The sequence below is a fragment of the Sphaerisporangium sp. NPDC051011 genome (genome assembly GCF_040653595.1).
Classification (GTDB): Bacteria; Actinomycetota; Actinomycetes; order Streptosporangiales; family Streptosporangiaceae; genus Sphaerisporangium.
In genome coordinates this window covers 44,063-67,781 of sequence record NZ_JBFAGG010000014.1, presented here as the reverse complement: position 1 = coordinate 67,781, position 23,719 = coordinate 44,063, and the positions used below count along the sequence as shown (strand labels likewise).

Sequence of the window (23,719 nt, the reverse complement as noted above, 5' to 3'; positions counted from 1 at the left end):
ATAAGGAAGCGATGGTCTCCCGGACTAACGTTCCAAGCAAGCCGACGACGGACTGATACCCGAGGTGAGAATCATGAGGCGCAGGTGAGGAAGCCGAAGCCGCGCGTCCGCGGCGGCGGTTTCCGGTACTGGCTCGACCTTCGGACACCGTCGGGCCGGGTCCTGCCGACCTGACAGCGGAGGCAACGCGACAGGAGACGGCCATGGATCTGATCGAACGACAGGAGGAGCTGGCTGCTCTGGAGTCGCTCCTCGCCAACGCGGTGCTGAGCAGGGGCAGGATCGCCCTGGTCAGCGGGGCTGTCGCGACGGGCAAGAGCACGCTGCTGCGTTCCCTGGCCGAGCATGCCATCGAGCTGGGCGCGCTGGCCGTCTCGGCGACCGCCTCGGTCATGGAGCGGGACCTGCCGCTGGGCGTGCTGCGTCAGCTCATCCAGGACGCGCCGCTCGTGGAGGCCGACAGGGAACGGGCGATGGCGCTGCTCGAGGAGGGCACGCAGGCCGCGACCGTGGCCGGCGCGGACGCCGACCACCTCATCGACGCGCAGGTCGTCCACTCGCTGTGCACGGTCCTGCTGGACCTGTCCGAGCGGTGCCCGCTGGTGATCGTCGTCGACGATGTGCACCACGCCGACCGTACCTCGCTGCTCTGCCTGGCCTATCTGGCCCGCCGGGCCAGGAACGCCAGGATCGTGGCCGTGTTCGCCCACTCGGACCGGATGCGGGGCACCGACGCCTACGTTGAGACGGACCTGCTGCGGCAGCCCCACTGCCGTCGCCTGCAGCTGTCACCGCTGTCGCGCGAGGGCGTCGAGGAGCTGATGGCCGAGCGGCTGGGCGCGGAGGCGGCCGGGCGATTCGCCAAGGAGTGGTACGCGCTCAGCGGCGGCAACCCCTTGCTGGCCGACGCCCTGGCGGAGGACTACAGGGAGTACCTGCGCTCCGTGGGCGAGCCGCCACCAGAGCCGGTCGCCGGCGACCAGTTCGGCCAGGCCGTGCTGTCGTGCCTGCGGCGCGGCCACTCGCAGACCATGCGGGTGGCGCGCGGGCTGGCAGTGCTCGGCGAGAGCGACGGGCTCGACCGGCTGCTCGACATCTCGCCGATCGACATCAGCAGGGAGCTGCTCTCGCTCGGCGCCGCCGGACTGGTCGTCGGCCGCGAGTTCCGCCACCGGTCCGTCTGCCGCGCCGTCCTGGCGGGGACGGACCCGCAAGAGCGGATGGACCTGCACCGCAAGGCGGCCCAGATCACCCACGACGCGGGCATGACGCCCTGCGTGGTCGCCGACCACCTCCTGCAGGCCTCCAAGCTGGAGGCCCCCTGGGTGCTGCCCACCCTGGAGGAGGCGGCCATGAACGCGTTGCGCGGCGGCCAGGTCGAGTCCGCGGTCGCCTACCTGCGGCTGGCCTGGCGCGAGTGCACCGACGAGCCCCACCGCTTGAAGATCATGACGATGCTCGTAAGGGCGGAATGGCGCATCAACCCCGCCGCGCCCGCAGAGCACCTGGCCGAGCTCGCCGAGGCGGTGAACCGGGGCAGCCTGCGCGGCGGGGACATCATCGTCCTGGCGCGCGCCCTGCTGTGGCACGGCCGGTTCGACGACGCCCGCGACGTGCTGGAGCAGCTCAGCGACGAGACCGAGGGCGTCGACCACGAGACGCTGGCCGAGATCGTCGTCGCCCAGCTCTGGCTGCGCGTCACCTACCCGCCCCTGCTGACCGGCGTGCCACGCCCGACCGGCCGGCGCGCTCTGGCGGGCATGGTGTCCGTGGCCGTCAACCGGCGGGTGGAGGCCACGCTCGCCCTGGCCGAGGTCCTCACCTGCGGCCCGTGGGAGGAGAGCCTGAACGCCGTGGAACGCATCCTGGAAGACTCCCATCTCGACGAGATGTCGATGGACACCGTGGAGAACGCCCTGCTCGCCCTCACCTACGCGGGCCGCTTCGACTGCGCGGTCCCATGGTGCGACAAGTTCAGCGCCGAGGCGATGTCCAGGCAGGCCCCCAGCAGGCAGGCCAGGCTCGCGGCGATCCGCGCCGAGATCGCGTTCCGGCAGGGCGACATGCCCGCCGCCGCCCACCACGCCCACATCGCGCTCGACACCATCCCGATGAGCAGCTGGGGCGTCGCCATCGGCGGGCCGCTGAGCAGCCTCATCATCGCGCTGACGGCGATGGGCAAGTACGACGCCGTGCGCGAATACCTGGACCGGCCGGTGCCCGAGACCATGTTCCAGACCCGGTACGGCCTGCACTACCTGTACGCCCGCGGGCGCTACAGCATGGCCAACGAGTACTTCGCGCCGGCGCTGCGCGACTTCCAGCGCTGCGGCGAGCTGATGGTCACCTGGAACCTCGACACGCCCGGCCTGATCCCGTGGCGCGCCGACGCGGGCGAGGCCTGCCTGCGCATGGGGCACGTCGAGGAGGCCAGGGAGCTCATCGAGGCCCAGCTCGGCCTCTGCGGCGCCGACGCCCGCAGGGGAAGGGGCATCGCCCTGCGGCTGCAGGCCGCCGTCTCCGAGCCCGCGCGCCGCCCGGCGCTGCTCCGGCAGTCGACCGAGTACCTGCAGATGGCCGGTGACAGGTACGAGCTGGCCAGGGCGCTGTTCGACCTGGTCGAGGCGTACGACGCGCTCGGCGAGTACCGCCGCGCCCGCACGATCGCGGGCCGCGCCCAGGCCGCGGCGCGCGAGTGCCGGGCGGAGCCGATGATCAGCGCGCTGAGCCGGGCCGACGACCCGAGCGTCGTGCCGGCTCCGCTGCCGAGCGAGCTGATCGGCGTGCTGAGCGACGCCGAGCGGCGGGTGGCCGCCCTGGCGGCGGCCGGCTACGCCAACCGGGAGATCGCGGCGCGGCTCTACATCACGCTCAGCACGGTCGAGCAGCACCTCACCCGCACCTACCGGAAGCTGAACATCAGCCGGCGCGTCGACCTGCCCCTGGTCGCGGAGTTCGACAACCAGGTCGAGCACTGAGGCGGCCTGCCGACAGGCAGGGCATCCAACGCGATCAGCTCCCGTGGCCGTTCGCCGACGACAGCAGGTCGCGCAGGGCGAGCAGGACCGGCGGGTCGAACGAGCTCATGGGCTTGAGCCGGATGTCCGCGTGCTGCACCCCGCCGTCGGAGCCGACCACGATCGGCCCGGACCGCGCGATGCACAGCGCGTCGTCGCCGGGCGGCGGATGGTGGATGGCGTCCTCGCGGCCGGCGGCCACGGACTGCGCGATCAGGTGCCAGCGGCCCTCGGGAACGTTCTCCAGCAGGTAGGGTCCCGGGCGACTGATCACGGTGTAGCTGACCGGCCGCCCTTCGAGGATCTGGTCGGGGAACAGGCCGGTGAAGACCGGCTGGTCCTCCAGCGGAGAGGTGACGGTGCCGCTGAGGGTCATCGTCGTGGTGGCCGGCGGCGCGTCCCGCCCGGCCTGGAGTGCCTGCGCCGTGATGCTCATGTGCTGGCGGTACTTGCTGGGCGGCAGGCCCACGCTGTGCGTGAAGCGCGAGCTGAATGTGCCGACGCTGGAGTAGCCCACCTGGTGGCTGATGTTCGTGATGCTCAGCGACGTCGTGGCGAGCAACCGCTTGGCCTCGCGTAACCGCACCGCCGACAGGAACCGGCCCGGCGACAGCCCCGTGACCCGCTGGAAGACGCGGGAGAAGTGGAACTTGCTGAACATGGCTGTGCGGGCCATGTCGTCGATCGTGAGCTGCTCGCCGAGATTCTCCTGCATGCTCTCGATCACCCGCATGACCGCTCGCTCGATGACGTCGTCCATTTGTCCTCCCGGGTTGAGGAGGGGGTCGGGCAATCCCGGATAAGATCGCCCCCTTGTTTGGCGGCCGAATTCTTCTCCTAGATTGTGACGATTCCTCGATCACCCCTGGTGCGCATTCTTGGCATTCGCAATCGAATGGATTTCGGCTGCCTACTGCTACACGCGGCGGAGGTGGTGGAATGCTGCATGGGGACGTCAATTCATTCGAAAGAAATTTTGGGTGACCATATGGTCACTGTGGGTGAGTTCCTGGCGGTCGTCGAGCTGTTCACTGCGCGAGTTTACGTTCGCGCCGTCCGGCCAGACCGTCGTACACAGGAGAAATAGGGGTACGGCCCCGCGCAATAGGGGTGCCGTTGTGAAGTGGCCGTCGGAATGCGAAGCCGTGCACGTCGCAGGAGCGCCGGCCGCGGCTCTCGAGGCCGGGGCGCGAGAGCCGAACTTGTCGCCGCCGACCGTGATGCCCTGCAACCGCGTTCGCCGACAAGTGGACACGGTACCACCGGGACTTGCCCGATCGCCATCGCCTGATTATTGAATCTCTATTGCTCCGGGCGAGGAAAGAGGGGTCGCAGGAAGGCGAATATGGGTTGGGTGGTGAATAAGGGCACAGGGGCTGGCAAGGGGTTGTGACGCGCGTATGCGGAGGCCGATTTTGGGGAGGCTGGCAAACATTTCGAATGCGGCAATGCCGATGCGCCCGCGGGACGGGCCGGATCGGCGTCCTTGGAGTGTGGACAATGGCTGAAGCGCGAGAGGACGGGGATTTCGCGCGTTTCGTTCGAAGAACCAGACCGGCGCTGCGGCGCACCGCCTTCCAGCTGTCACAGGACTGGTACGAGGCCGACGACCTGGTCCAGCGCACGCTGATCGCGCTCCACAGGCACTGGGGCACCCTCGAAGGGCACGACAGGATCGGCGCCTACGCGCGGCGGGTCATGCGGCGGCTGTTCATCAGCGACCGCAGAACGTTGCGCTGGTCGCGCGAGGTCCTCAGCGGAGCGGTGCCCGAGACCGCCTCCACCGCCGACCCGTACTTCCTGGTGAGCGAGCGCATGGCGCTGATAGACGCGCTCGCCGGGCTCGGCCCGCGGCAGCGGGCCACCCTCGTCCTCCGCTTCTGGGAGGACCGCAGCGTCGAGGACGTCGCCCGCGTCATGGGCAACGAGTCCTCCACGGTCCGCAGCCAGACCGCCCGCGCGCTGAACGCTCTGCGCCAGGCGCTCGACGCTCCGGAGGCGGACGCCGCCGGCGTGGACGGCGCGGCGGCGACCTCCGATCACGACCGACGGCTCCGCCGTGCCGGGGGCGCTGACGGCGGCACGGGGCCAGCGTGCCCGGCGCCGTCATCCGGCTGAGCATCGTGGGCGCCCGTACGTGACCTCGACCCCGCGCTCCTGGCAGGGGCTGCTTCTTGGGGATTGCTGGATGGCGGGCCGAGCGTTGACGCCCCGGCCGACCTGCGACTGTACTGGGCATGGGTCAGCATCCGGAGGATCGCCCCGATGCTGGCCGGTGGGGAAGCTCGGCCCGCGGTCCGCCCATCACCGGACCCCCTCCGTTTCCGCCGGCGTGAGGCGGCCGCGGTGCCGATCACCCCCACGCCGGGCCTGCCCCGGCCGGGGACGAGCGGGGAGGAGACACGATGGGATCCACGCCTGCGGGCTCGCGGCCGGCCACAGCGGTGCCGGGGGTGGTGGCGGAGCTGGCCGACTGCCTCGGGGGCACCGTTCAGCTGGCGTACGCGCAGGCTTCCGGACTGGAAGCCGTCGTCGCCGGTTTCTCCCGTTACGAGGCGCAGACCAGGGCTCTCGCCCGGGCGACCGCACTCGACCGGTTGCACCGGCTGCCGTACGACTCGCCCGCCCGCCCAGACGCCCCGCGCGGCAGGGAGCTGCGGCTGGCCGACTTCGTGCCCGACCCCCCGGAGGCGGTGGGGCTACTCGTTCCCGGCACCGGCCTGGTGAGCGGGAACCGCTACCGGCTCCCTGCGGAGGTCGTTTGGCTGGGCGAACGTGAGACCCAGGTGGAGCCCGTCATGACCGGCGTCGTGGACCTCGGGGTCGCCGAGGCCATCGCCGAGATCACCGCCCACGACGTGGTCTCGCGCTGGTGGGCGAGCCCGCGCCGGCAGCCGCTCCTGAGGGTCTCGGCCCAGCTCGACCGCCTGCTCCCCGCCGGTGTGATGGCCGCGGCCTCCGGGCTGGGGCTGCGGGTGTCGGCGTTCGCGCTCACCGGGCCCGACGTCAGGATCGCCATGGTGATGGTCGGCGGTGAGGGCGACACGCTGGGGGTCGCGGCCGGCCGGACGGTCAGGAGCGCGGTCGGTGAGGCGTTCCTGCGGGCGATGGCGGCGAAGGCGCAGCCATGGACGGCGCTCGCGCTGACCGACGCCCTGCGCCGCTTCGCGGTCTGGCACCGTGAGGGCGACTACGCCGCGCACCTGGAGCGCCTGGGCGTGGACGCCGAGCCGTCGCTCATCGGTGAGCCGGGTGACCTGCGGCCGTCGAGCTGGCCGGAGATCGCCGCCCGCCGGTTCGGTCACGAGCCCGTGGCGGTCGAGTCCGGCGGCACCGGCGTGATCGTCAAGGTCGTGTGCCCGGGAGCCGCGTGCTACCGCGCCGTCCCCGCCAGGCTGCCGTGCCCCATTCCCTAGTGGCGGCAACCGCGTTATTGCTCAGTTGGGCCGCGGACGCCACAGCGCACGACACAAGAGGTTCCGCGCCCACTGAATGCAGATAATTGCCAATATGCGGGCTGAAGTCGGACAAAAGATCTAGCTTCCGCGGGAACGACATGTCGACTGCCGGGAGGTGGGCCATGGACCTTACAGTCATCGGTATCACTCCCGAACTGGAGGAGATCTACCGCTACTTCCTCCGGCACCGGGGTGAAGGCGTCGGCTCGCTGCCCGAAAGCCTGTCCATGGACCCCGACACCGTCGAAGCAGCCGTGGAGACGCTGGGCAAGCTCTCCATGCTCGACCTCACCGACGGGCACCGCGTCGTGGCCACCGAGCCGCGAGTCGCCATCGAGCGGCTCGTGGAGAAGCGCCTCGACGAGCTCAACGCCGAGATCCGCCGGGTCTTCGCCGCACGGGACGCCATCGCCGGCTTCCTCGAGGACATGCAGGAGGGCGAGCGCACCGGTGCGGCGCTGGACATCGAGCGCGTGGAGAACGGCGCGCGGGTCCGCCAGCGCCTGGACGACCTCGCCTTCTTCTCGTACAAGGAGACGCTCTGCCTGCACCCCGGCGCCCCGTTCAACAAGGTGATGATCGAGTCGGCGCTGCCGCTCGACACCCGCTCGCTGCGCCGGGGGCTCGCGATGAAGGAGGTCTTCCACCCCTCGGCGCTCGATGACCCGCACATGCTCTCCTACCTCCGCGAGCTGATCAGCCTCGGAGCGGAGATTCGCATCACCGAGCAGCCGATGGACCGCATGCTGATGTACGACCGCAGCGTCGCCGTCGTCCCGATCGACCCCAAGCAGAACTCCAAGGGCGCCCTGCTCGTACGGGAGCCCGGCCTGGTCTCCCAGCTCTACAGCTACTTCGAGGGCCTGTGGAACTCGGCCGTGGACGTGCGCACCTACATCGACCCGCCGGACGAGCAGCCGGTGCTGACGGAGATGGAGCAGCGCGTCCTGGAAGCGATGGCCACGGCGGACAAGGACGAGATCGCCGCCCGCGAACTTGACATCTCGGTGCGCACCTACCGGCGCTACGTCGCCGACCTCATGGCCCGGCTGGGAGCCGTCAACCGCTTCCAGGCCGCGCTGCGCGCCAAGGAGGAGAACTGGATCTGATCGCTTTCTTCGCTGTCCGCGCACAGCGTGAACCCCGCGACCGGTGGTCGCGGGTTTTTTGATTTCGATCCGCGTCTCTGTTGCTCATTTCCTGGGTGGTGTTCGATTGATTGAGATGTCGGTTGCGGTCACCTCCTTTTCTGTATTCAATTTCCGCAAATCGGGGAGTCAAGCGGCGTCAGGCGCTCGCGAGCTTCGGCCAGGTGTTGCCGTCGGGGTTCACAACCGGCCAGGTGTTGCCGTCGGCCACCGGCGCGGGCCAGGTGTTGCCGTCAGCGACCGGCGCGGGCCAGGTGTTGCCATTGGCCGCAGGGGCAGGCCAGGTGTTGCCGTCGGCCACCGCCCCGTTCCCGGTCAAGTTGCCCACTGCCTGGACGGCGGCGGCGCCCGAGGTGAGCACTGCGGCGACGGCGACAATTGCGACGGCCCACTCGGCAACGTTGTTGAACATCGTCTGGATAATCGTCTTGTTCGCCATCACACTGCCTCTTTCTTCAGGGGCGAGTTTTTGTTCTGCGTTTTCCTTCGCACCTCCAACTTTGCTAGGCGGCAAGGGCTCGGACCAGGCTTTTCGCAGGCAGCAAGCTGCACGCCGGTTTCCGCTTCCTGCCACGGCCCCCGTGTCCCCCCGCACAGCAGGAGGTGACAGGAAACGGCCACTGACCATTGACTGGAGGCACTGAAGAGGGATCCGAGGGAGGGAAATCATGAGCATCTCGGAACTCGACACGGCCGCGATGCCGTCCGTGGAAGCCCTTGACGAGGCGGTCCAGTCGCCGCCTCCGTCCATGAACCGGCTGCGTGAGGAGCGCGAGCGCCTGCGCGAGGCGGTCGCGCAGGGACGCCCGCAGGCCGTGGCCCGGCAGCGCTCGCTCGGCAAGCGCACCGCGCGCGAGCGGCTGGAGCTGCTGCTCGACGAGGGGTCTTTCTTCGAGCTCGACATGCTCCGCCGGCACCGGGCGCAGGGGCTCGGCATGGAACGGCAGCGTCCCCACACGGACGGGGTGATCGCCGGATCGGGCACGATCGACGGCCGCCGGGTGTTCGTCTACGCGCAGGACTTCACCGTCTTCGGCGGCTCGCTCGGCGAGGCGCACGCGTTGAAGATCCAGAAGGTGATGGATCTGGCGCTGTCCACCGGTTCCCCGTTCATCGGGCTGAACGACAGCGGCGGCGCCAGGATCCAGGAAGGGGTGATGTCGCTCAACGGGTACGGGGGCATCTTCCAGCGCCACGTCGAGGCATCCGGAGTGATCCCCCAGATCAGCGTCGTGCTCGGCCCGTGCGCCGGAGGGGCGGCCTATTCGGCGGCCCTGGCCGACTTCACGTTCATGGTGCGGGACACCGCGCAGCTCTACCTGACGGGGCCGGACGTGGTGGAGGCGGTCACCGGCGAGCAGGTCTCCCATGCCCAGCTCGGCGGCGCTCAGGTGCACGGCGCCCGTTCCGGGCTGGCCGCGTTCGTGCACGACGACGAGGAGAGCTGCCTGGCCGACGTCCGCTACCTCGTCTCGATGCTGCCGAGCAACAACATGAGCCGCCCGCCGGCCCTGCCGTCGCGCGGCGCCGTCGACGACCTGCGGCCCAGGCTGGCGGAGATCGTCCCCGTCGAGCCGAACAAGCCCTACGACATGCGCCAGGTGCTGGCAGAGCTCGTGGACGACGGCGACTACCTGGAGGTGCACAGCGCCTGGGCGCCGAACGTGATCTGCGCGTTCGCCAGAATCGACGGCGAGGTCGTCGGCGTCGTCGGCAACCAGCCCATGGTGCTCGCAGGCGTGCTGGACGTGGCCGCCTCGCAAAAGGCCGCGCGCTTCGTCAGGATGTGCGATGCCTTCGGCATCCTGTTGGTGACGCTCGTGGACGTGCCCGGCTTCCTGCCCGGCACCGACCAGGAGCACGCCGGGGCCATCAGGCACGGGGCCAAGCTGCTGTACGCCTACTGCGAGGCGACGGTCCCGCGCATCCAGGTCATCGTCAGGAAGGCGTACGGGGGGGCGTACATCGTGATGGACTCCCGCTCCATCGGCGCGGACCTGTCATTGGCGTGGCCCACCAACGAGATCGCCGTGATGGGCGCGGAGGGCGCGGTGAACGTCATCTACCGCAGGGAGCTGGCCGCCGCGAGCGATCCCGACATGCTCCGCGCGGACCTCGTGGCCCGTTACACCAGCGAACTGGTCAACCCCACGTACGCGGCCGAGCGCGGGCTGGTCGACGACGTGATCGACCCCGTGGAGACGCGCTCGGTCGTCGCCCGCGGGCTGGCCATGCTGCGCGACAAGCGCAAGCACACGACCCCGCGCAAGCACGGGAACGTGCCCTTGTAGAACACCGGCGACGCCACTCGGAGAGCCCCGCGGGCCGCGCCCGCGGGGCTTTCGCATGGTGTGCATCAGGCGGTGCGGGTCGCGCGGCGGGCGATTGATGACGGTCTGAGGTGGGTCGTGGATGTTGATCTTGACCGGTTCTTCGACCGGGTCGACTTCGACATCTTGATGGCGCGGGTGGCGCGCAAGGTCACCGATCGCAAGATCCTCAAGCTTATCCGGGCGTGGGATGACCTGGGTTTGCTGGGGCTACAGAATACCTGGCGCAGGCTCAGAACCACGGCTTGACGAACCGCCGGATGCGAGCCCGCATGTCGGGTGGTGTGAGAGGAGGGTGAGGTGACCTCACCCTCCATACTCGATTCCGGGCGGCGTTGACAGCATGCGGCTGTCGGGGCGGCGTTGACAGCATGCGGCTGTCCACGTGCAGCTTCCTGACTCGCCGAGCTCTGGTTCGCCTGCCGCGCGGGTCGCACAGTGGGAAGTGCGACAAACGGAGGCCATCGCTAGGAGGTGGAACACGAACAGCATGGCCGACAACGCGGAACCCGCGCTTCCCGGCACGTTCGCCAAGGGGAGCGCGGGGGAGCCCGCGAGGACGGAGTTCCCCGAATCATGCTGATCCAGCTGACGATGCGCAAGGCCCACGGCCTCCCCATGCCCGGCTCGCCGGTCGACGGGATCCGCATCATGGCACTACTGCCGAGCCGCTGGCACAAGGACCTCACCCAGGCCACCGGAGACATCGTCATCCGGGTGCGCACGGACGAGTCCACGACGACCGCACAGGTGCGCGCCGTGGTCACGGAGATCCTCACCAACCCCGAGGTCGACAACTGGGAGCTGGTGACCTGCCGCACGCTGCTCGCGAAAAATCACGAAGAGGACGCCGCTGAAGGAGGAAATCAATGATTGCTTCCCTGCTGGCCCCCGGAGAATGCCGTGTCTGGTGGGCCACACCCGGGGACCGGACCGTGGAGACGCTGTCCGCGGTGCTCAGCGACCCGGAGCTCGAGCGGGCCGCCAGGTTCCGGCGCGACCCCGACCGCCGCCGCTTCCTCACCGGAGCCTGGCTGCTGCGCAATGCGGCCGCCACCCAGCTAGGGGTGCGGCCGGAGGACGTGGTGGTCGATCGGAGTTGCTCGGACTGCAACCGGCATCACGGCAAGCCGTACATCAGGACGTCCGGCCGCCGGCTGCACGTCTCGGTCTCCCACTCGGGGGACCGGGTCGCGGTCGCCATGACGAGCGTGGGAGCGCTGGGCGTGGACGTCGAGGCCGTTCCCTCGACGCCCGTGGATGATCTGGCCAGGTGTGCCCTGACACCGGGTGAGTTGCGGGCCATGGACGCGCTGCCGCCGATGGAGAAAAATGAGGCGTTCGCCAGGGTTTGGACGCGCAAGGAGGCGGCGCTCAAGGCCACCGGGCACGGCTTGCGCATCTCGCCGGACAAGCTGGAGGTCAGCCGCCCGGAGGAGGCTCCCAGGCTGCTCAGCTGGCCGCTGGAGATTCCGCCAGGTAACCTCCGTTTCGTCGACCTGGACCCCGGCGAGGGGTACGTGGCCGTGGTGGCGCTGATCGCCGGCGCCCAGCGCGTCAATGTCGTGGAATCCCAGGTGACCGGCTGGCAGCCGGCCCCCTTCTTGACGCAGCCCGCGCGCTCGCGCGTGCTGCGGGCCGTCTGAACATGTGGACCTGAACCTGTGGACACCGTGGGAGAGCCTCGATCAGATGAGAGGGAAGGGAGGTGACCGTCGGTGAAGAGAGGGCTCGTCCTGATCCCGGGCCCCTGGATGGGGGCCTGGGTCTGGGAGCCGGTCGTGCGGCGGCTGCGAGCGCACGGGCACGACGCCCGCGCGGTCACCCTGCGGGGCCTGGCCGCCGGCGAGGACGACGTGTCGGACGTCGGCCTGGAGACGCATGTCAACGACGTGCTGGCGCTGCTGGAAGCGGACGACCTGCGCGACGTCGTGCTCGTCGGGCACAGCTACTCCGGTCTCGTGGCCGGGCAGGTGGCCGACCGGGCGCGCGACCGGGTCGCGCATACGGTGTTCGTCGAGGGGTTCCTGCCGCACCATGGCAGGTCGATGTTGCACGCGTTCCCCGAGCGCCAGCGGACCCAGGAGTTGCGGCTCATCGCCGACAACGAGGGCCGCTGGCCCGCCCCCGACCCGACGGTCGTGGGCGAGGGACAGGGGCTGACCCGCACGCAGGCGCGGTGGCTCGCCCAGCGCCTCATAGGGCACCCTGGACGCACCATCGCCGAGCCGGCCACGCTGACCCGGCCGCTCGAGCGGCAGCGGGCCAGCTATGTCGTCTGCACCATGGACCACTTCGCCGGGCGGCTGGCGGCCGACGTGTCCGCCATGCGGGCCGTGCCGACCTGGGACTTCCACACGCTGGAGACGGGGCACTGGCCGATGGTCTCCGCCCCGGGCCCGCTCGCCGCCCTCCTGGCCCGTATCGCGGGCCAGGACTCCTGAACCGGGGATCAGGACCTCGGGATGAGCTCCCGCCGGCCGGTAGTGCGGCGCAGCGCACCGCCGTACTGCCAGAGGAGGATCCCCAGCCCGCTCGCGAGTATGAGAGCCGTGAGCACCCACTCGTTCGACCCGCCGGGCCCGTAGACCCGGCCGGCGAGGCCGATGTCCACCGCCCGCGTACGCTCCCCGGCCCGGTACGATTGCCGGTCGCTGCCGTACATCTCGACGCCGGACCTGCCGATCGAGCCGTCGTCGGACCGGAACTCGCCGACCCAGACGCACGACTCGTGACCGGGATGCAGCACGCACGTCAGCTCCCGCGCGATGAACACTCCAGGCGCGCCGTCGGCCCGTGCCGCGCGAACGGCCGTGCCGATGTTCGGCACGGCCAGATAGAGCAGGAACGCCGCGATGAGGGTCAGTACGGCGGTGAAGGCGGGAGAACGCCGGGCCATCACTACGCGGGGGCCACGGCACAGGCGCACCGCATGGCGGCGCGCTCGCCGGGCCGCGGGTGGCGGTGCAGGAGCATCGCGACCACCATGGGGGCGAAGACGATCGCGTTGTAGAACAGGTGCAACTCCACGCGCGGCACGAGGAGCTGGATGAGGCTGGTCGGCACCGGGCGGCCGAGCAGGTTGTTCCCGGTGATCGCCTGCAGGAGCAGAAGCAGATGCTCCAGGTGGTGCCAGACCTGGATCCCCAGCGAGATGTTCCACCACACGCGGGACCGGCCGGTGAAGCCGCTCCGCAGCATGAGCAGCCCGGCCAGCATGAGCAGCGCGTAGCCGTAGTGCATCCATTCGGAGGTGACCAGCCAGGGGAAGGGCACGCCGAGCACGCCGCGCGCCTCCTTCAGCGGCCAGCCCAGCACGTAGATCTGGACGGCCTGGGCCACGTGCTCTGCCCAGTGGGCCAGGACCACGACGAGATAGGCGGTCAGAGCCGCCTTGTGATGCCGGGTGTTCAGCCGGTACAGCGGCCCGGCGGATACGGCTTGCGTGACCATGAGCGGGACCTCGATTCTCCAACCGTTCGGCTCGTTTCGCGGTACCGAGCTTCGATCGGGAGACCGGCGCGGTGCACCTCCGGGATTGCGGACTTCCCCACGAGTGCAATCCAGGAGATGCGGGCAGCCGCCGCACACGGTGAGTATGGGGCCGTGAAAGCACGCTGACCCACTGGTCGCCGGGGCCTCCGCGCTTGTAGCGTGATGTGATTCGCCTTGCTGGAAAGCAGGAACGCGACGGCCTCCGCGATATCGGCGGGCCTGGCGATCTCCCCGAGCAGGATGCCGGTGCGATACACGCCGGGGCTGCCCTCGATCGACGCCTGGAGCGCCCGCTCGTGGTCGCTCCAAAGCGCCGAGAGCATCGGGGTGTCGGTCGAACCCGGGGTCACCCGCGCGCCGCGCCGGTGACCAGTGCCACCATCAAGCGCTCCCGGCGGAGAACCGCGCCGTGGTGATGAGCGTCATGAATTCAACTGCCTTTCTCCGCGCGCCCGGCCTTATTCCCGGTGCGCCGGATTGCCGATTCCAGTGATTTCTTCTTATTGCCAAAGTGCGGTCGCCGATTGCTCGGAACAAGGCGGGAAGGTGGCGGCAAGTTGTCCCCGGCCCGCTGTTTCCTGCCGGCTCGAGGCAACGCAGCACGCCAAGAGATGCCGCGCGCGGCGGCCCGACCTGACGATGTCGTGGTGAGGAAGTCCGGTGTTAAGAGAGCGGCGACCTCGTGGCTGCAGGACCAGGCGTGGTTTCTGCAGAAACTGGTCCCGGATTCACCCGCGTACACAATGTTTCGCGCCTACCGAACGACCGGCGAGCTCGACGTGGCCGCGCTGCGGGCAGCGTGGCGGAGTGTCGTGCTCCGCCATGAGATCCTGCGGACCACCCTCGTGGAGGTTGGCGGGCTGCCCGTGCAGGAGATCGCCGCCGACTGCCATCCGAACGCCTTCACGGAGGCCCGCGCCACCGGCTCATCGGCCGAGCAGCTCTGCGCCGACCTCGCGCGTACCCCGCTCGACCTGGAAGAGGGGCCGCTCGCCCGCCTCACCGTGGCGCGGCTGGGCGCCGGCGACCACCTTCTCGTGCTGCGGCTGCACGAGGCCGTCGCGGACGAGTGGACCGTCGCGACCTTGCTGGACGAGCTCTCCGACTGCTACGCAGCCCAGGAGGCCGAGCAGGCGCCGCCGCCGAACGGGATCCAGTACACCTCCTACGCCCGCTGGCAGCGCGACCAGGTGCACACCCCCGAGTTCCACCGCCTGCTCGGCTATTGGACCAGGACGCTGAGCCCGCCGCCCGCGTCACCGGCGCCACCCGCCGACCGGCCCCGGCCCCAAGGGCCGTCGTTCCACGGTGGGGTCGTCCGGTTCGAGTGGGAGTCCGCGCTGGCACACGCGCTCGCCGGGCTGGCACGCGAGGAGCGGGTCACCCGCTCGGCGGTCATGCTGGCCGCGTTCCTCTGCTTGCTGCGCAGGCACAGCGGGGAGGACCGGGTCGCGGTCGGCACTCCGGTGAACGCGCGGCCCAGTGTCCGGGGCGGCGCTCTCGTCGGCCCGTACCGCAACCACCTGGTGCTCTGCGCCGACCTCTCCGGCGGGATCACCTTCAGAGAGGCCGTCCGCCGGGTGGCGCGGGTGGCGAACGAGGCGTACCGGCACCGCGGCCTGCCCTTCGAGCGCCTGGTGCAGGCGCTGCGGCTGGACCGGGATCCGCGCCAGATCCCGCTGTGCGACGTGATGTTCGACTACCGCGACGAGGCCGAGCCCATGCCCTTGCTGGGCGCGGCCGAGGTCCGGCCCGAGCGGCCGCGCTCCGTCGCGGCCAGGACCGACCTCTCCCTCGCGGTGGAGCACGTCGGGTCCACGCTGGCCGGTTCGCTCACCTACCGCCACAGCCTGTACGAGGAGGAGTCGGCCGAGCTCCTCCTCGACCAGCTCCGCACGTTTCTGGCCATCGCCCTGCGCGCACCGGACCTGCCCGCCGACCAGATCCCGCTGGAGGACCACGCGCGCACGCGCAGGAGGGTCCGCGAGGCGGACCAGACGGCGGTGCCGGACCCCCTCCTGCCCTCCGCGCCCGAGCTGGTGCGCGCCTGGGCCGAGCGGGCGCCGGACGCGGTGGCGCTGGACTGGCAGGGCGGCAGCCTGACCTACCGCGAGCTGGACGGGCGCGCCGCCGCGGTCACCGCCGCCCTGCGCGCGATCGGCCAGGTCGAGGGCGCCTCCGTGGTCGTCCGGATGCCGGCGGGACCGGCCCAGGTCACCGCCGCGCTGGGCGTGCTCGGCGCCGGGGCGCGGCTGACCTGCCTCGGCACCGGCGACGTGGGCGAGCGCGGCAAGGTCGTGCTGGCCGAGCTGCGGCCCGCCTGCCTGCTGGTGGAAGGTCCCGCGGACGGGGACGGCCTGGTCAGGTGGTACGAGGAGGAGCTGGCCGGCACGGTCATCGACGTCGCCGCCCTGGACCTGCCGGGCCAGGCGGTCGCCCCCGTCTGCCCGACGACCACCGCGCCCGCCTACATCGCCTACACCTCGGGCTCGACCGGCAAGCCCAAGGGAATCATCCAGTCGCACGGCAGCCTGGCGCAGTTCGCCACCTGGCTGGCCGCCGAGTTCCGGATGCGGCCGGGCGCCAGAGTGGCCCAGTGGGCCGCGCCCGGCTACGACGCCGCGCTGTGCGAGACGTTCGCCGCGCTGGTCGGCGGCGCGACGCTGTGCCCGGTGCCCGAGCGGATCAGGGCCAACCCGGAGAAGATGGTCCGCTGGCTCGCGGACGAACGGATCACCCTGCTCCAGACCGTCCCGAGCTTCGCGCGCAAGCTCCTCGACGCGGTCAGGGCCGACGGCGCCACGGAGCGGCTCGCGCTCAACTGCCTGCTGCTCGCGGGGGAGCCGCTGTCCGGCGAACTGGCCAACGACCTGCGCGCGTACCTGCCCGCCGTGCGGCTGGCGAACCTGTACGGCGCCACGGAGACGATCCTGGCGACCTGGTACGAGGTCTCCGGCCCGGTGCACGGCATGACCCCCATCGGCCGGTCCATCCCCGGCCGGCAGGTCGTGGTGCTGGACGACTGGGACCAGCCCTGCCCGCCGGGCGTCACCGGGCACATCGTGGTCAGGAGCCCGTACGTCGCGCTGGGGTACACCGGCGACGGCGAGGACACGCCGGCCTTTGAACCGGTGGACCACCTCCAGGCGCGCGGGACCGGCTACGGCCGCTTCTACCGCACGGGCGACCAGGGCCGCATGCGGTGGGACGGCCTGCTGGAGTTCCGCGGCCGCGGCGACTCCCAGATCAAGTTCCACGGCACCCGCGTCGAGCTGGCCGAGGTCGAGGCCGCGCTGAGCCGGCACGAGGCGGTCGCCGAGTGCGCGCTCGTCCCGGTGAACGGCCCCGACGGCTGGGTCACCCGCCTGGTGGCCTACGTCGTGCCGCGGCGCACGCAGGCGGGCGAGGCGGAGGTGCGGGCCGCCGACCTGCGGGCCGCACTGCGCGCCCGGTTCGGGAAGAGCGAGCTGCCGCTGTCGGTCAGGACGGTGAGCGCCTTGCCGCGGAACGTGGGCGGCAAGATCGACCGGCGCGGGCTGCCGGCGCTCGTGACCGACGGGCCGCGCGGCGCCGCCAGCACCCCGGTGGAGCTGGAAGTGGCCGCCATCTGGTCAGACGTTCTGGGGACCGAGCTGGACAGCGACGGCGACCCCTTCTTCGAAGCCGGCGGGCACTCGCTGATGGTGCCCCGTCTGCTCGACCGCGTCCGCGAGAGGTTCGGCGTCGAAGTGCCGCTCTGGGAGTTCTTCGCCGACCCGACTCCTGGCGGCCTGGCCGCCCAGGTCAACGCGCACGCGCTTTCCACCGATGCAGTCAAACAATCTACGGCGGGTGAGTGATGTGACACTGGTTGAGACCTCAACCTCAGTCGACTTCGATGGGGAGAGCCTGGATGTCCCGACAGTGCGGCTGATCGCCGAGAACGAGATCACCTGTGGCGTCGCCCCCTCCGCCCTGGCCAAGGTGGCGGCGAACAGGCGGCTGTTCGAGGACATCATCGCGCGCGGCATCCCCGTCTACGGCGTGACCACGGGCTACGGCGAGATGATCTACATGCTGGTCGACACCTCCAACGAGGTGCAGCTCCAGACCAACCTGGTCCGCAGCCACAGCGCCGGCGTCGGCCCGATCTTCGCCGAGGACGAGGCGCGGGCGATCCTCGCCGCCCGGCTCAACGCCCTGTCCAAGGGCTACTCGGCGGTGCGGCCGGAACTGCTCGAACGCCTGGCGCTCTACCTCAACCTGGGCATCACGCCCGCCATCCCCGAGATCGGGTCGCTGGGCGCCAGCGGCGACCTGGCGCCGCTGGCGCACGTCGCGTCGACGCTGATCGGCGAAGGGTACGTGTTGCGGGACGGCAAGCGGGTGGAGACCGGGCGGGTGCTGCGCGAGTTCGGCATCGAGCCGCTGCAACTGCGGTTCAAAGAGGGGCTCGCGCTGATCAACGGCACCTCGGCGATGACCGGCCTCGGCTGCCTGCTCGTCACGCGGGCCCTGGACCAGGTGCGGCAGGCCGAGATCGTGACCGCGCTGATCTGCGAGGTGCTGCAGGGCTCGACCAGCCCGTTCGTGGCCGACGGGCACGACATCGCCCGCCCGCACCAGGGGCAGATCGACGTCGCCGCCAACATGCGGGCCCTGCTGAACGGCAGTGGCCTGGCCGTTGAACACAGCGAGCTGCGCCAGGCGCTCAGCGTCGACCCGTCGCGCCAGTCGGCACTGAAGGACAGGGAGCCGCCGAGCCGCCGGCGCAAGGACGAGGACGAATCCGCGCAGCACGGCGTCCACCGGACCGAGGTCTACCTGCAGAAGGCGTACACGCTGCGCGCCATCCCGCAGGTCGTCGGCGCCGTCAGGGACACCGTCTACCACGCCGCGACCACGCTGCACATCGAGCTCAACTCCTCCAACGACAATCCCCTCGTCTTCGAGGGCAAGGAGGTCTTCCACGGCGCGAACTTCCACGGCCAGCCGGTCGCCTTCGTCATGGACTACCTCACCATCGCGCTCACCCAGCTCGGCGTCTTCTCCGAGCGGCGGACCAACCGGCTGCTGAACCGCCATCTCAGCAACGGCCTGCCCGAGTTTCTCGTCGCCGGCGATCCCGGGCTGAACAGCGGGTTCGCCGGAGCGCAATACCCCGCCACCGCCCTGGTCGCGGAGAACAGGACGATCGGGCCCGCCAGCACGCAGAGCGTCCCGTCCAACGGCGACAACCAGGACGTCGTCAGCATGGGCCTGATCGCCGCCCGCAACGCGCGCAGGGTGCTGCAGAACAACACCAGGATCCTCGCGGTGGAGTTCCTCGCCGCGGCCCAGGCCGTGGACCTGTCGGGCCGCAAGGACCGGCTCAGCCCGGCCGGGCTGGCCACGTACGAGAGGGTGCGCTCCCTCGTGCCGGCCGTGGACGAGGACCGTTTCATGTCCGACGACATCGAGCTGGTGGCCGCCGCGATCTCCCGCGGGGAGTTCCTGGCCGCCGTCGAGCAGGCCGACGTCGCCCTCCGCTGATTCTCCGGCAATACCAGAGCGCCCCCGGGATCACGACCCCGGGGGCGCTCTCGTATGAAGGGAAGGCCAGGGCACGCGCCTTCCTGCGACGGAAAGCCGGGGCGCCTTCCTGCGGCGGCAAGGCCGGGGTGGCCCGCTACGACAGAAAAGGCGCTGGGAGGGCGAGCCTCCCAGCGCCTTTCCGCGGCGGCGGATCAGAAGTCGTGCAGCCCTGCCCTGGCCTGCCGCAGGTGCTCGAACGAGGACAGGTCGGGGACCGTCCAGCCGTCGAGGTCGTACTCGCTCAGGCACTGGTCGACGAACGCCTTGTACCCGTCCACCTGGCCGCTCGCCGTCTGCGCCGACAGCAGCTCCACGCGCGTGTTCTCGTGGTTGCCCGCGTAGTTGCGCTCGTACAGCTCGTGCCGCCCGCCGAACTCGGTGCCCACGGCGTCCCACAGCAGCTTCATCACCTTGATCCGCTCGACCGAGTCGATGCCGCCGGAGCCCCGCAGGTACTTGTCCAGGTACGGCCGCACATCGGGGTTCTTGAAGTCCTCGGCGCTGGAGTTGATGTAGATCAGGCCGCTGGCGATGTCCTGCTCGATGATCTCCTTGACCCGCGGGTAGCCGATCTGCATGAACCAGCGGTAGGCCAGGCCGTATTGGGGGTTGGGCAGCACCGCGCCGTTCGTCCACGGCACAGGGTTGCGCGCGGCCGCGTCCGACAGCCCCCAGAACAGGTTCCGCCAGGCCAGCACCTCGCCGATGCGGCTCTGCACGCCGCGGAAGTCCTTGGTGCCGGTGATCTCCACCGCCTTGGCCAGCAGGCCGGCGATGAACTCCAGCTTCACGGCCAGGCGTGTGCACCCGTGGAAGGTGAAGCGCTCGGGGAAGCCGGAGCGGCCGGTGAAGAGCTGGACCTTGCCGAGGTGGCCGTAGATGAAGACGTTCTCCCAGGGGATGAGCACCTTGTCCAGGACGAGGATGGTGTCGTTCTCGTCCAGCCGGGAGGACAGCGGGTAGTCGAACGGGCTGCCCATGACGGTCGCCGCGGCCGAGTAGGACGGGCGGCAGATCAGCTTCAGCCCGGGGGCGTGCATCGGCACGGTCGCCACCAGGGCGAACTTCCTGTCCTTGATCGGCAGGCCGTAGTGGGCGATGAAGTTGTAGTGGGTCAGCGCCGAGCCCGTCGCCACCACCTTCGCGCCGCTCACCACCAGGCCCGCGTCGGTCTCCTTCTCCACGTGCACGAAGACGTCGGCGACCTCGTCCGGCGACCGGCCGCGGTCCACGGGCGGGTGCACGATCGCGTGGTTCCAGAACAGGACCTTCTCCTGCGACTCCCGGTACCAGCGCCGCGCGTTGTCGGCGAACGGCTCGTAGAACTCGGCGTTGGCGCCGAGCGTGCCGAGGAAGGCCCCCTTGTAGTCGGGGCTGCGGCCCATCCAGCCGTAGCTCATCCGCGCCCATTCGGCGATGGCCCGCTGGTTGGCCACCAGGTCCTCGGCGCTGCGGGGCGTGGTGAAGAAGCTGTGTGTGTAGCCGTCGCTGCCGGTGTCGGTGGGCGCGACGATCGCGTCCCGCCGGTCCGGGTCGTGCAGCGAGTCGTAGAGCCTGGCGGTCATCCTGATCGGGTTGTAGAACGCCGGGTGCGCGGTCACGTCCTTGACGCGGTCGCCGTACAGGTAGATTGCCCGGTCGTCGCGCAGGCTCTCGATGTACTCCGCGCCGGTCATCGGGCGGGTCTTCGGCCGGGCGTGCTCGACGGGTGGCGCGTCCTGAAGGTCGGTCATCGGATTCCTTCCGCTATTCGAGCCCGAACCGGGCCTTGGCCAGATCGCGCTTGGCGATCTTCGCGAGGTAGGTGGACACCCCGGCGTGCGTGACGAACATCGACATGTCCCGCCACACCCGCTCGATGCGCTCGCCGCCGCGCACGGCGCTCGAACCCGCAGTGGGGAACAGGTACGACTCGACCGCCCGCCAGCACAGCGCGACCGCCTCGCTGCAGATCCCGGCCAGGCCGAGCTCGTGCTCCTTGGTGACGGCTGACGCGCCGTGGGCGCTCGCCTCGCGCCACTGCCGGGCCACGTCCATGGTCGCCGCCTCCGCCGTGGCGATCAGACCGGCGGCCTTGCCGTACGTGAGCTGGAAATCCGGGTCCTCGCTCCGTGTCACGATGGGCGGGAAAGGCGTCGTCCGCGTGCGCATGAGGTCCTCGTACGCGTCGAGCGCGCCCTTGGCCATGCCGACGGCGAGCAGCGCGTCCTCCATGACCATGAAGCTGAGCTGCCCGCCCCCGTACTCGGGGCCGTGGAGCGAGCGCCCCGGGGTCCCCCCGGTGACGTCGATCTGGCTCATGTGGCCCTTGATGGTGTAGCGGTCGGGGACGCGGCCGTTCACGATGCGGATGCTGTGCGACCCGCTGCCCTTCAGCCCCAGAGCCTGCCCCCAGTCGTCCAGGCGGGTCCACTGACTGCGCGGGGCGATGAACAGCATGGGCTCGGGCGGCCCCCCGTCCTCGGGGGAGACCATCGCGTGTCCCATGAAGTGCGAGGCGTACGGCGAGCCGGAGCAGTAGCCCCAGGTGCCGTTGATCAGCCAGTCCCCGTCGGCCGTGCGCTCGGCCGTCCCGCCGGGCACGACGGTAGCGGGGCAGATGAACTCGCCGGAGGCGAAGATCTCCTCCTGCGTGAGCTCGTCGAAGATCGTGGCGGCCGCCAGCGCGTGCGAGGCCCCCAGGCAGAACATCCACCCCGCCGACGGGCAGCCCCTGGTGAGGTTGATCGCCACGCGGACGAAGGTGTCGATCCCGAACTCGTAGCCGCCGTACCGGCGGGGCACCAGGATCCGGTAGAAGCCGGCCTCGGAGAAGCGTTCGTGGACGTCCTCGCCGTAGTACGTGCGCTGCTCGGTCTCGCCCTGGCGCTCGACCAGTTCGGGGATCATCGCCTCGGCCCTGGCGACCACGTCCTCGGGGGTGAGGCCAGGCTCCGGCGGCTCGGCGAGACGGTGCTCGAAAATAGTGGTGTCGACACCCATCGCTATGCGAGTCCTCACGGTTTCGTGGACCAATTGGGCATGTCGACAGCGTCACATTTACGAATTTCCGGCGCATCTTTAGGTGTGCTGTTTTCCCGAGGCTGGAAGGAAGCGGAAAACGGCCTGCAGTCTAATGCCTGTCAAAAGCCTGGTCCGCGCCCTTGCCGCAGCGCAGAGTTCGGGGTGTCAGGAAAACCGAGGCCGCCGACCCTGCCAAGGGTGACACCATTCTCGCTTACGATGACCTCGATCGGCTCGTCTCGAGCACCGATGCGCGAGGTAAGACGACTTTCACGACCACGACGGGCCCGGCCGCAAGACCGGGACACGTGAAGGCTCCGTCACCGGGCGCCTGCCGACCTCATGGACCTACGACACCGCCACCCGGGGCAAAGGCCTGCTCGCCGTCTCCACCCGGCACGGCACGAACGGTGATCACACCAATCAGATTTCCCGCCATGACATGCTCGGGCGGCCCGAGAATCGCGCGGGAAAATGGTCGTGCGCTCGCCACTCTCAGCCAAATGTACGTCGAATTCAAGGCCTGATGAATGCTTTGTGACAACACTCGCGGAGTGCGCACGCAAAGAGAAGGGAATTACCAGCCGGATTTGATCGTGTCCGCTATATGCGCGCGATCGGCCTCGGAAAGCCACCAGCCGACGGGGATGTGGACTATGCGGTCGTGCACGGCGTCCAGGCCGGGCAGCGCCGGATCCACGACGTCCCGCACGGCGCCGTGCGTGTCGTTGCGCCGGACCAGCATGCTCACCATGATCCCCGCGTCGTTCATCTTCCGCATGAACGAGGGCCGGTCCTCGGCCTTGACCGGGTACAGCCAGCAGGACGACTCCCGGTCCGGCTCCCGCGCGGTCAGTTCCAGTCCCGGTACGCCGGCCAGCTCCGCGTCGTAGAACGCGGCGTTCCGGCGGTGCTGTTCCACCCGCTCGTCGACCGTCTCCAGGTTCGCCAGCCCGATGGAGGCGCTGATCTGGTCCAGGTAGAAGTTGTAGCCCCACTCGGGCACGTCGTAGTTGCCGTTGACCCGGTCGGCCCGCCGGTCGATGCCGAAGAAGCGGAGCCTGCGGGCGCGCTCGTACGACCGCTCGTCGGGCAGGGTGAGCATGCCCCCGCAGCCCGTGCCGAGGTGCTTGGTCGCGTGGAAGCTGAACACGCAGATGTTCTCGCCGTCACCGCCCACCGGACGGCCGCGAAGGGTGCTCCCCCAGGCGTGCGCGCAGTCCTCGACGACCACCGGCCGGTAGCCGTGCGCGGCCTCGGCCGCGTCGAGGATCTCCCGCAGCCGGTCCAGGTCCACCGGATACCCGGCCCAGTGGACGATGGCGATGGCGCGGGTGGCCGGTGAGATCTTCTTCGCGAGATCGTCGAGGTCGAGGTTGAGCGTGGCCGGGTCCACGTCGACCCAGCGCAGGCGCAGCCCGTTGGCCAGCACGGCCCAGTTGGTGGCCTCGAAGGTCAGCGGCGTGCTCAGCACCTCGTCCCGGGCGGCGTCCAGTCCGTCGCCGGTGCCGGACGCGCCCGCCAGCCGCAGCGCGAGATGCAGGCCCGAGGTGCCGTTGTTGACCGTGGCCACGTACGGGTTCCCGAGACGCGCGCCCAGCGCCGCCTCGAACTCCTCGACCACCGGCCCGTGCCCGATCATGCCGGTGCGCAGCACGTCGGCGATCCGGTCCAGGGTGCCCGGCCCGATCGCGGCCTTGAGCAGCGGGATCATC

The 23,719-nt window shown here is 70.1% G+C and carries 19 protein-coding genes; 12 read left to right on the top strand and 7 right to left on the bottom strand.

Going from position 1 to position 23,719, the window contains the following annotated elements; translation table 11 throughout:
* Positions 1 to 203: 203 nt before the first annotated feature.
* Positions 204 to 2,978, top strand: a complete 2,775-nt coding sequence (locus tag AB0H21_RS29190; RefSeq protein ID WP_358522757.1) for an AAA family ATPase — start codon at positions 204 to 206, stop codon at positions 2,976 to 2,978.
* 34 nt (positions 2,979 to 3,012) lie between these two features.
* On the opposite strand, the gene AB0H21_RS29185 is transcribed toward AB0H21_RS29190, so the two are convergent.
* The gene (locus AB0H21_RS29185; RefSeq protein ID WP_358522754.1) at positions 3,013 to 3,777 is read right to left on the bottom strand and encodes an AraC family transcriptional regulator; all 765 of its coding nucleotides are present in this window, start codon (positions 3,775 to 3,777) and stop codon (positions 3,013 to 3,015) included.
* A 740-nt stretch (positions 3,778 to 4,517) separates the two neighbouring features.
* On the opposite strand from AB0H21_RS29185, the gene AB0H21_RS29180 reads away from it, so the two are divergent.
* The 3 genes from AB0H21_RS29180 (at position 4,518) to AB0H21_RS29170 (ending at position 7,584) form a co-directional block, all read left to right on the top strand.
* Positions 4,518 to 5,135 carry a SigE family RNA polymerase sigma factor gene (locus AB0H21_RS29180; RefSeq protein WP_358522752.1) on the top strand — a complete coding sequence of 206 codons (618 nt, stop codon included), beginning with the start codon at positions 4,518 to 4,520 and terminating at the stop codon, positions 5,133 to 5,135.
* Between the two features lie 287 nt (positions 5,136 to 5,422).
* A complete protein-coding gene (locus tag AB0H21_RS29175) occupies positions 5,423 to 6,433 on the top strand; it encodes a hypothetical protein (RefSeq protein ID WP_358522749.1) in 1,011 nt (336 codons plus the stop codon).
* A gap of 164 nt (positions 6,434 to 6,597) precedes the next feature.
* On the top strand, positions 6,598 to 7,584 hold the full coding sequence (locus AB0H21_RS29170) for a helix-turn-helix transcriptional regulator (protein WP_358522747.1): 987 nt from the start codon (positions 6,598 to 6,600) through the stop codon (positions 7,582 to 7,584).
* A gap of 178 nt (positions 7,585 to 7,762) precedes the next feature.
* On the opposite strand, the gene AB0H21_RS29165 is transcribed toward AB0H21_RS29170, so the two are convergent.
* A complete protein-coding gene (locus AB0H21_RS29165; protein ID WP_358522745.1) occupies positions 7,763 to 8,062 on the bottom strand; it encodes a hypothetical protein in 300 nt (99 codons plus the stop codon).
* A gap of 310 nt (positions 8,063 to 8,372) precedes the next feature.
* On the opposite strand from AB0H21_RS29165, the gene AB0H21_RS29160 reads away from it, so the two are divergent.
* The 5 genes from AB0H21_RS29160 to AB0H21_RS29140 all read left to right on the top strand — a co-directional run bounded on the left by AB0H21_RS29160 (position 8,373) and on the right by AB0H21_RS29140 (position 12,397).
* Positions 8,373 to 9,914, top strand: a complete 1,542-nt coding sequence (locus tag AB0H21_RS29160) for an acyl-CoA carboxylase subunit beta (RefSeq protein ID WP_358523151.1) — start codon at positions 8,373 to 8,375, stop codon at positions 9,912 to 9,914.
* Positions 9,915 to 10,031: 117 nt separating this feature from the next.
* Positions 10,032 to 10,202: a hypothetical protein gene (locus AB0H21_RS29155; RefSeq protein WP_358522742.1), complete on the top strand. Its 171-nt coding sequence runs from the start codon at positions 10,032 to 10,034 to the stop codon at positions 10,200 to 10,202.
* A 327-nt stretch (positions 10,203 to 10,529) separates the two neighbouring features.
* Positions 10,530 to 10,826, top strand: a complete 297-nt coding sequence (locus tag AB0H21_RS29150) for a hypothetical protein (protein ID WP_114028534.1) — start codon at positions 10,530 to 10,532, stop codon at positions 10,824 to 10,826.
* Positions 10,823 to 11,599 carry a 4'-phosphopantetheinyl transferase superfamily protein gene (locus tag AB0H21_RS29145; protein WP_358522739.1) on the top strand — a complete coding sequence of 259 codons (777 nt, stop codon included), beginning with the start codon at positions 10,823 to 10,825 and terminating at the stop codon, positions 11,597 to 11,599. Before AB0H21_RS29150 ends, AB0H21_RS29145 begins: the two co-directional genes overlap by 4 nt.
* 72 nt (positions 11,600 to 11,671) lie before the next feature.
* A complete protein-coding gene (locus AB0H21_RS29140; protein ID WP_358522736.1) occupies positions 11,672 to 12,397 on the top strand; it encodes an alpha/beta hydrolase in 726 nt (241 codons plus the stop codon).
* An 8-nt stretch (positions 12,398 to 12,405) separates the two neighbouring features.
* On the opposite strand, the gene AB0H21_RS29135 is transcribed toward AB0H21_RS29140, so the two are convergent.
* Positions 12,406 to 12,852 carry a hypothetical protein gene (locus AB0H21_RS29135; RefSeq protein ID WP_358522733.1) on the bottom strand — a complete coding sequence of 149 codons (447 nt, stop codon included), beginning with the start codon at positions 12,850 to 12,852 and terminating at the stop codon, positions 12,406 to 12,408.
* Between the two features lie 2 nt (positions 12,853 to 12,854).
* A complete protein-coding gene (locus tag AB0H21_RS29130; RefSeq protein WP_358522730.1) occupies positions 12,855 to 13,406 on the bottom strand; it encodes a hypothetical protein in 552 nt (183 codons plus the stop codon).
* A gap of 216 nt (positions 13,407 to 13,622) precedes the next feature.
* Between AB0H21_RS29130 and AB0H21_RS29125 the strand changes: the two genes are divergently transcribed.
* The 3 genes from AB0H21_RS29125 (at position 13,623) to cmdF (ending at position 18,959) form a co-directional block, all read left to right on the top strand.
* Positions 13,623 to 13,817, top strand: coding sequence for a hypothetical protein (locus AB0H21_RS29125; RefSeq protein ID WP_358522727.1), 195 nt, complete (start codon positions 13,623 to 13,625; stop codon positions 13,815 to 13,817).
* A 242-nt stretch (positions 13,818 to 14,059) separates the two neighbouring features.
* Entirely contained in the window at positions 14,060 to 17,287 is a 3,228-nt protein-coding gene (locus AB0H21_RS29120; protein WP_358522724.1) for a condensation domain-containing protein, read from the top strand.
* On the top strand, positions 17,280 to 18,959 hold the full coding sequence (cmdF, locus tag AB0H21_RS29115; RefSeq protein WP_358522721.1) for a tyrosine 2,3-aminomutase: 1,680 nt from the start codon (positions 17,280 to 17,282) through the stop codon (positions 18,957 to 18,959). The genes AB0H21_RS29120 and cmdF overlap by 8 nt, the downstream gene beginning before the upstream one ends.
* A 194-nt stretch (positions 18,960 to 19,153) precedes the next feature.
* On the opposite strand, the gene AB0H21_RS29110 is transcribed toward cmdF, so the two are convergent.
* The 3 genes from AB0H21_RS29110 to AB0H21_RS29100 all read right to left on the bottom strand — a co-directional run bounded on the left by AB0H21_RS29110 (position 19,154) and on the right by AB0H21_RS29100 (position 23,718).
* Positions 19,154 to 20,734: a 4-hydroxyphenylacetate 3-hydroxylase N-terminal domain-containing protein gene (locus tag AB0H21_RS29110; protein ID WP_358522718.1), complete on the bottom strand. Its 1,581-nt coding sequence runs from the start codon at positions 20,732 to 20,734 to the stop codon at positions 19,154 to 19,156.
* 13 nt (positions 20,735 to 20,747) lie between these two features.
* Complete coding sequence (locus AB0H21_RS29105; protein ID WP_358522715.1) at positions 20,748 to 21,983, bottom strand: acyl-CoA dehydrogenase family protein; 1,236 nt, start codon at positions 21,981 to 21,983, stop codon at positions 20,748 to 20,750.
* A gap of 598 nt (positions 21,984 to 22,581) precedes the next feature.
* Positions 22,582 to 23,718 carry a DegT/DnrJ/EryC1/StrS family aminotransferase gene (locus tag AB0H21_RS29100; RefSeq protein WP_358522712.1) on the bottom strand — a complete coding sequence of 379 codons (1,137 nt, stop codon included), beginning with the start codon at positions 23,716 to 23,718 and terminating at the stop codon, positions 22,582 to 22,584.
* Position 23,719: the final 1 nt, after the last annotated feature.